3 protein-coding genes and 3 pseudogenes are annotated in these 7797 nt (G+C 75.1%); all 6 read left to right on the top strand.

What is annotated here, in order from left to right:
• Positions 1–1355: hypothetical protein (locus tag AC0CYZ_RS06150; RefSeq protein WP_472213360.1), on the top strand; the 1355-nt coding region annotated here is incomplete at its 5' end.
• Positions 1339–3069: a polysaccharide lyase gene (locus AC0CYZ_RS06145; RefSeq protein ID WP_472213358.1), complete on the top strand. Its 1731-nt coding sequence runs from the start codon at positions 1339–1341 to the stop codon at positions 3067–3069. The genes AC0CYZ_RS06150 and AC0CYZ_RS06145, both read left to right, overlap by 17 nt.
• Before the next feature lie 344 nt (positions 3070–3413).
• Positions 3414–4689: pseudogene (gene ftsZ / locus AC0CYZ_RS06140) on the top strand (cell division protein FtsZ).
• A 91-nt stretch (positions 4690–4780) separates the two neighbouring features.
• Complete coding sequence (gene pgeF / locus AC0CYZ_RS06135) at positions 4781–5491, top strand: peptidoglycan editing factor PgeF (protein WP_472213356.1); 711 nt, start codon at positions 4781–4783, stop codon at positions 5489–5491.
• Positions 5488–6208 (top strand): annotated as a pseudogene (locus AC0CYZ_RS06130) (YggS family pyridoxal phosphate-dependent enzyme). Before pgeF ends, AC0CYZ_RS06130 begins: the two are co-directional and overlap by 4 nt.
• 889 nt (positions 6209–7097) lie before the next feature.
• Positions 7098–7376, top strand: a pseudogene (locus tag AC0CYZ_RS06125) (cell division protein SepF); the annotation flags it as partial.
• Positions 7377–7797: the final 421 nt, after the last annotated feature.

The raw sequence follows: 7797 nt of genomic DNA, 5'->3' as shown, positions 1-7797 counted from the left end.
ACGCCGCTCCCAGGCACAGCGAGGAAGAGGACGCGATGACCATGACGACCGCGCGGGCGCAGCGCGACCGCGGGCCCGGCCGGGGCGGGAGGACACGGATCGGTGTCGGCCCGCTGCTCGCGGCCGGGCTCACGGTGGTCGCCCTCCTCGTGGCCCTCGCGGCGGCACCCACCGCGCGGGCGGCGCCCGGGCCGGGGGACACGTGGATCGCCGAGCTCGCCGTGGCCGGTGGGGACGACACCAACGTCGTCGCCACCGCGGGCGCGATCCGTCTCGCCGGCGACACCGTCCGGTCCCAGAGCGCCCGCTCGCCGCTGGCCGAGGGCGAGCTGCTCCTCGCGCCGCGGCGCCTGCCGAGCCCGGTGGACCGGGTGTCGGCGGCCGTCACCGCCGACGTCCCGCCGGGCGCCCAGCTCCTCGTCGACGTCCGGGGCCTGCGGGCCGACGGCTCGTGGAGCCAGTGGGAGCCCGCGGACCCCGGCGGCCCCGCCCTGCTCCCCGAGGCGACCACCTCCGTCCAGGTCCGCGCGACGCTCGTCGCCGGCCCCGGCGGCGCCGGCCCCGCGCTGCAGCGGCTCTGGCTCGCCGCGGACCGCACCCGGGCGCAGGGCCCGGTCGGCACCGCGCCGGTCCCGCCCGGCGTCGAGGCGCCCGCGCCACTGGCCACCCCCGCCGTGTCGAGCCGCGTCTTCGCCACGCGGGAGGGGCTGGTCGGCGGCACCACCGCCAACGGCCACGTCATCGTCCCGCGCGACCACTTCGTCGCGCTGCCCTCACGCCGCGGGCTCTCGCCGCGGAACACCGGCGACTACACCGCGAAGGTCTGCGCCCCCTCCGGCCGCTGCGCCTGGTCCCCGGTATGGGACGTCGGCCCGTGGAACACCAAGGACGACTACTGGAACCCCACCGCGACCCGCCAGACCTGGAAGGACCTCCCGCAGGGCACGCCGGAGGCGCAGGCCGCGAACCAGCAGCGCTACAACGGCGGCAAGGACGGCTTCGGCCGCACGGTCGCCAACCCGGCGGGCATCGACCTCGCCGACGGCACCTTCTACGACGACCTCGGCCTGCGCGACAACAGCTGGGTCACCGTCACCTACCTCTGGACCGGGACCGGCCCGTCGGCGCTGGCCCGGCCCACCGGGGCGCCGACGATCGTCGTCCGCTCCGCCCCGACCGACTCGTCGTCGGCCGTCGGTGCGGTCGCCGGCGGTGCCCGCATGACCGTCGAGTGCAGCGCCGTCGGCCAGGTGCGCTCCGGCGCGCAGGGCACGAGCAGCAGCTGGCTGCGCATCGGCCCGAACCAGTACGTCCCCGCCGCCGGTATGGAGGCCCCCCGTGTCGCGTCCTGCTGACCTCGTCGACGAGCTATTCTCCGAGACCCCCACCGTCGAGGTGACCGCCGCGCGCTCCGTCCCCCCGGGACCGCGCCGCGGTGCCCCGGCCCGCCACGAGCCGCTCGGCGCGCGCCCGCTGGCCCCGCACGCCGGGGACGGGGCGCGCCCGGTCGCCGGGCCGGACCCCCGCCGGGCCCGCCGTCGACGCCGGGCCGCGCTGATCGCCGGCGCGGGCGTGCTGCTCGCCGCCGTCGTCGGGTTCGCCGCCACCGCCACCGCGGTCCCCAGCGGCGAGAGCTGGGGCGCGGAGCTGGCGGTCTCCGGCGGCGACGACGTCAACGTGCGCCTCGCCGAGGGCGCCGTGCGCCTGGTGACGCCGTCGACCGAGCGCCGGCGCTCCGAGGGCGTCATGGTGCTGGCGCCCCGCCGGCCCGCGGCTCCCGCGAACGCGATCACCGCGGACCTCACCGCCGACCTGCCGCCGGGCACGTCGGCCCGGGTCGACGTGCGCGGTGTCCTCCCGACCGGCGCCTGGAGCCGGTGGATCCCCACCCGCGACGGCGTCCGCACCGTCCTGCCCTCGGCCACGACCCAGGTGCAGGCCCGGATCGTCATGCTCGGCGGACCGGGCGCGGTGGGCCCGGCGGTCCAGCGCCTGTGGCTGACGACCTCGACGACGACGGCGGCCGTCTCGCCCGCGACGGCCCCCGTCGCGCCGAGCACCACGGCTCCCGTCCCGGCCGCGCCGAAGCCCTCGGCGCCGAAGCCCGTCCCCGCGAAGCCCACGGCGCCGAAGCCGGTCGGCTCCTGGCCGAGCGAGCTGTGGCCGATCGGCCCGCGGCCGGTCGGGCCCCAGGCCGCGCCCAAGCCGTCGGAGGCCACCAGGCCGACGACCACGAAGCCGGCCGCGGGTGCCCCGGCGACGACCACCGCGCCCGCGACCACCGCGCCCGCGGCCACCGGGACGCCGACGCCGCCGCACACCCCGGCCGCACAGGTCGGGCTCCCGGGCCTCGGGGGACTCTCGGTCCTCTCCGCCCCCGAGCCGTCCGCCGCTCCGGAGGCCGCCGCTCCCAAGGCCATCTGGGACTCGAACATCACCGGGCAGGGCCTGGGGATGTTCAAGGACACGCCCTGGAACTTCGTCGGGGCCAAGCAGCCGACCGTCGTCCCGGCGACCGACCTGCCCGGGCAGAAGGCGCTGCGCTTCACGATGCCGGGCGGGGCCCAGCGCGCGGAGGTCGAGCCGAACGTCGACAACTTCACCGAGGGCCAGGACCGCTACATCCGGCTCTCCGTGCGGCTCGCGCCGGACTTCCCGGTGAACGCGACGTCGTGGCAGCTCATCACCCAGTTCAAGAACGAGGGCACCGGCAGCCCGCCCCTGGAGCTGCGGATCGGCAACGGCAACTACATCCTCTCGGGCGGGTTCGACCACCCCGGCGGCTCGAAGAACTTCGACAAGACGATCGCGCCGGCCGTCACCGGGAAGATCACCATCCTGGTGCTGCACGTGAAGTTCTCGTCGAAGAGCGCGACGAGCGTGGTCGACGCCTGGGTGGACGGCCAGCAGAAGGTCACCGGTTTCCACCCGCCGGGCGGGACGCTGTACCCGGGCGACTACAGCTACTGGAAGCTCGGGCTCTACCGCGACCGCGGCATCGGCCAGTCCGCCACCTACGAGCTCTCCGACGCCCGCCTCGGCGACTCGTTCGCCGCCGTTGCCGGCTGATCTCGCCGGCCACCGTTCCGACTGAAGGGCCCCTTCGCTCGAATAGACGGGCGAAGGGGGCCCCTCGCCGGAACGCCCCGCCGGGCCCATCCCGACCGACGGGCCCACCGCGCGGAACGGGCCCCGGAAGTCTCGATGCGGAGTCGAGAGTTCGGCGAACGGGTGAAGCCGACGACGACACGCCCGGCGCGCCTGCTGGAAAAGGCCTACGTGGGCTGCCTACGGTCGCGGCCGACGCCGGCAGGGTGACCTCGAAGCATAGACCTCTACTCGAGGTCGAGAGTCGAGGGTTGGCCCGCGTGTCGGGCCGGCGTCGCCCGAGCACCACAGTGAAAGGCGGCAGCATGACGCCCCCGCATAACTACCTGGCCGTGATCAAGGTCGTCGGCATCGGTGGCGGCGGCGTCAACGCCGTCAACCGCATGATCGAGGTCGGCCTCAAGGGGGTCGAGTTCATCGCGGTGAACACCGACGCCCAGGCCCTCCTCATGTCCGATGCGGACGTCAAGCTCGACGTGGGCCGCGAGCTCACGCGCGGGCTCGGCGCCGGCGCGGCCCCCGACGTGGGCCGTCGCGCCGCCGAGGACCACGCCGAGGAGATCGAGGAGGTCCTCAAGGGGGCCGACATGGTCTTCGTGACGGCCGGCGAGGGCGGCGGCACCGGCACCGGTGGCGCCCCCCGTCGTGGCCGGCATCGCCCGGAAGCTGGGCGCGCTGACGATCGGCGTGGTCACCCGGCCGTTCTCCTTCGAGGGCAAGCGCCGCGCCACGCAGGCCGAGAACGGCATCCAGGAGCTGCGCAACGAGTGCGACACGCTCATCGTCATCCCGAACGACCGGCTGCTCCAGCTCGGCGACGTGTCCCTGAGCCTGATGGACGCCTTCCGGTCCGCCGACGAGGTCCTCCTCTCCGGTGTGCAGGGCATCACCGACCTCATCACCACGCCGGGTCTGATCAACCTCGACTTCGCCGACGTCAAGAGCGTCATGTCCGGGGCGGGCAGCGCGCTGATGGGCATCGGCTCGGCGCGCGGGGACGGCCGCAGCGTCGAGGCGGCGGGCAAGGCGATCAACTCGCCGCTGCTCGAGGCGTCCATGGACGGCGCCTACGGCGTGCTGCTGTCGATCGCGGGCGGCTCCGACCTCGGGCTGTTCGAGATCAACGAGGCCGCCTCGCTGGTCCAGGAGGCCGCCCACCCCGACGCGAACATCATCTTCGGGACGGTCATCGACGACTCCCTCGGCGACGAGGTCCGCGTCACCGTCATCGCGGCGGGCTTCGACTCCGGGGCCCCGACCCACAAGAAGCTGCCCGGCGAGGTGCTCGCGGGGCAGACCGGCCCCGGACGGCCGTCCCAGGCGACCGCCTCCGCGCAGGCGGGCCAGGTCCGGCCCCAGGCGGGCCGGTCACCGGAGCCGTCGATCCCGCCCGCCGTCGCGGCCGCCCCGACGATGCCGACGACGCCGGCGGTCTCCCGTGAGGAGGCCGGCGCCGGGCCCGCCGCTCCGTCGGAGCCGAAGGCCGCCGACGGCGAGTCCGGCGGGACCACCGGCTCGCCGTCCGCCCCCAAGACCCGGGGTGACGAGGACGAGGTCGACGTCCCGTCCTTCATGCGCTGAGCGCCCGCCGAGTGGACCACCACGGGGCACGCCCCGGGGTCGAGCGCCCCACCGAGGTCCACTCGGCGGAGCCACCGGGGATGATGGGCCCGTGCGGGTCCGTCGTGTACTGACCACTCGTGCGGGCGGCCGGTCGCGGTCCCCGTACGACTCGTTCAACCTCGGCGACCACGTGGGCGACGAGCCCACGGCCGTCGCCGCCAACCGCGACCGCCTCGCGCGCGGCATCGGCCTGGACCCGTCCCGGGTGGCCTGGATGAACCAGGTGCACGGGACCGACGTCGCCGTCGTCGAGGGACCCCAGCAGGAGATCCCGACCGCCGACGCGCTGGTGACCGAGCGGCCGCGCCAGGCGCTCGCCGTCGTCGTCGCCGACTGCGTCCCGGCGCTGCTCGCCGACCCGGAGGCGGGCGTGGTCGCGGCGGCGCACGCCGGGCGCACCGGGGCCGCGGCCGGCGTCCTGCCCCGGACGCTGGACGTGATGGCCGAGCTCGGGGCGGAGCGGGAGCGGATCGAGGTGCTGCTCGGCCCCGGCGTGTGCGGGCGGTGCTACGAGGTCCCGGAGGAGATGCGCGCGGAGGTCGACGCGGTGCTGCCCGGCAGCGCGGGCACGACCCGGGTCGGTACGCCGTCGCTGGACCTGCACGCGGGCCTGCGCCGCCAGCTCGAGGAGCTGGGCATCCGCAGGATCGACGCCGACACGCGGTGCACCCTCGAGGACGACCAGCTCTTCAGTCACCGGCGCGCCCGTCCCACCGGGCGGTTCGCCGGGGTGACGTGGTGGGAGTACGACACGCGATGACCGACCCCGACGCGCGCCGGGCCGCGCTGGCGCGCTCCCTGGACGAGGTGCGCGCCCGCATCGACGCCGCCGCGCGCGCGGCGGGCCGGGACCCGGGGGAGATCTCCCTGCTCGCGGTCACCAAGACGTGGCCCGCCGCGGACGTCGCCCACCTCGTCGACCTCGGCCTGGCCGACTTCGGGGAGAACAAGGAGCAGGAGGGCGCGGCCAAGGCCGCCGAGCTCGCGGCGCTGCGCCCGGACGCGGCGGTGCGCTGGCGCGTCGTCGGGCGCCTGCAGCGCAACAAGGCCCGCAACGTCGCGCGGTGGGCCCACGCGGTCGACTCGGTGGACTCCGGGCGACTGGCCGACGCGCTCGACCGCGCGGCCGGGAACGCCCGGGACGCGGGGGAGCGGTCGGGCCCGCTCTCGGTCCTGGTCCAGGTCAGCCTCGACGACGCCCCCGGGCGGGGTGGTGCCTCCCTCGACGACGTGCCGGCGCTCGCGGATCGTGTCGCACAGAGCGAGCACCTCTCCCTCGACGGAGTGATGACGGTGGCCCCGCAGCACGCCGACCCCTCCGAGGCGTTCAGCACGTTTGCCGCGCTCGCCCGCCGCGTCGCGGCTGCTCACCCCGGCGCCACGACCCTCAGCAGGCATGTCCGGGGATCTGGAGGCCGCGATCGAGCACGGTTCGACGTGTGTGCGTGTCGGTACGGCTCTCCTCGGCGCCCGGTAGCTAGCGTTCCGTGTGAGTGAATGACACGGATGTAGTCCACCGCCGTACCGGGGTCGCAGCGTCTCCCTCCCGGCTGGTCGACGTTGAAGGGGAGAGGGCTGCCATGACCGCACTGCACCGCGTGAAGGCGTACTTCGGCATGGTGCCCGCGGACGAGCTGGACTCCTACGACGGGTACGGGGACTACGACGACGCCGACCGGTACGAGGACGACCGCTACGCCCGCCGCCCGCGGGCGGACCGCTACGGCACCGACGGCCACGAGGCCTACGCCGGCGCCCGGTACGACGACGTTCGCCACGGGGCCGACCGGTCCGACCGCTACTCGAGCGACCGGTACTCCTCCGAGCGCTACGGCGCCGGGCGCTACAGCGCCGAGCGGTACGGCTCGGACCGGTACGACGACCACTACGAGGACCGCCACGAGGGCTCGCGTCACGAGCGGTCCGAGGCCGAGCGGTTCGACGCCGACCGGTTCGGCACCGAGCGGTCCGAGCGCTCCGAGCGTCCCGCCCGAGCCGAGGCCGCGCACGGCGACGACCGGCCCCGCACCCCGAAGCCACGCGACCCCGAGCCCGAGGTCCGCGCCGATGCGTCCCGGTCGGGCGCAGACCACGACCGGACCGCGTCCGGCGACCGTGACGAGGAGGCCGACGTGACCGTCCGCTCGAGCACCCGGGGTCGCAGCTGGGAGCACAACACGGGGCCGAACCACACCTCGCGCAGCAGCCGCTCCGGCTCGCTCGCGTCGGTGGGCACCGGCTCGTCGGGGTCGGCGTCCTCGCTCTCCGGTTCGCTGAGCGCCTCGGGGGCGGCCGCCCTCGCGCTCGAGGAGCCGGTGCGCCGCCCGGTCGAGCGGGAGGTCGCCGCGGTGCCCGACGCCCCGGCCCTGCCGGAGATCACGACGCTGCAGCCCACCAGCTACAACGAGGCGCGGATCATCGGCGAGCGCTACCGGGACGGCATTCCGGTGATCATGAACCTCACCGAGATGGACGACGTGGCCGCCAAGCGCCTCGTCGACTTCGCGGCCGGCCTCGCCTTCGCGCTGCGCGGGTCCATCGAGAAGGTCACCAACCGCGTGTTCCTCCTCTCACCGCCCAACGTCGAGGTCTCCGCGTCCGACCGCCGCAAGCTCGCGGAGAAGTCCTTCTCCACCGCTCCCTGAGCCGAATCTGAGAGCGGGCAAGCCCTCGGTGGCTGATTGCGGTGGGTGGTCGAACCGCATCGGTGAGCGTCCGGTCGAGTTCCGGACCGGGCTCGGAGCAGGGCGCGGGACGGTGTCACGACCCGTGGGCATCGGTGAGCGGTTCCGCCCCGTCCGGCCGATCGCCCTTCGGCGTGTCGCGAGGTACGCGTGTGGGTGGACGACCGTTGCTTCGTGGCGCTGTGTCACCGATCGGGCGTCGGACGCAGCGCACCACTGGACCCGTCCACTATGGTTCACCTGCTCGCAGAGGTCATACTCTGCGTGTCGCGGAGCTCGAAGAGCCCGAGGTACCTGGGGTTCCGCAGCCGAGGAGTGCTTGAGGAGATCCGATGCCGCTGACCCCTGCCGACGTCCACAACGTCGCGTTCAGCAAGCCGCC

The sequence above is a fragment of the Actinomycetospora sp. genome, from assembly GCF_055612215.1.
This window is presented reverse-complemented; position numbering and strand designations above follow the sequence as displayed.